Source organism: Paenibacillus sp. HB172176 (assembly GCF_011947265.1).
Classification (GTDB): Bacteria; Bacillota; Bacilli; order Paenibacillales; family Paenibacillaceae; genus Pristimantibacillus.
Map to the genome: position 1 here is coordinate 1 of NZ_JAATHD010000085.1, position 812 is coordinate 812.

The 812-nt window shown below is 39.0% G+C and carries 1 pseudogene; it reads right to left on the minus strand.

Annotated features, from left to right (window positions below):
• Positions 1–236: 236 nt before the first annotated feature.
• A pseudogene (locus tag HFP08_RS29465) lies at positions 237–800 on the minus strand (chloramphenicol phosphotransferase CPT family protein).
• Positions 801–812 lie beyond the last annotated feature (12 nt).

Below are 812 nucleotides of genomic sequence, written 5' to 3' on the forward strand. Positions count from 1 at the left end.
TCACTGCCTTAAGTGACCGGAGGGAACGGCCGCGACGCGGTTAGGCAGTGCAGGGTTGTCCGGCTGATTAGGCTTCCTCGCTACTAGAACGGCTTCCTTATAGCCGTTCTATTCCAGCTTCGGTCCGGACCAAGGAGCCGGAGGCGACGCAGCGTGAATACGGTGTTATAAGATGTAGCCGCCTTCTTCGAATTACCTACAAGTCTTTTTAATATTCAATTATCATGTACTTTTCTTTAACTTTCCAATCTGTGTTTTAATGTTTTGAAGGCATTGAAATTGGAGTTATCATGCAAACATTTTTTGATTTGCAGTGCACATTCGTGAGTTTTATTGGTTTCAGTATCTACTTCTAAGTCGTAAATGCCATGTTCGTGAACTATATTATACTGATTATTTGCAAGACCAATATTCCGATCTCCTCTTTCTCTTTCCCTCCGTTGAAGTTCTTCCAGTGAACAATTTACGGAAACAAACAACACTCTGTAATTCGCTAACAACATAACACATTCTTCTAACCATTGTCTTTCTTCAAATACATGGTCAACAATTATGTTATTCCCGGAAGCAATTAATGCGGGAAGTGCATAATGCATTCCTTAAATTACTTTAAACATTGCATCTTTTGTATCATCCGCTGACTTACCTCCATTAAGGTAGTCTACCGGTAACATATATAAGAACTTGTCTACTGATATGTGTAAATAAGGTTCGTCTAAAATTTGTTGTAATTCTAATGAAATACTGGTTTTCCCGGAACTCGAAGTTCCATTCAAAAATATTACTGTTCCAAAAGACATTCAGCCTTAACC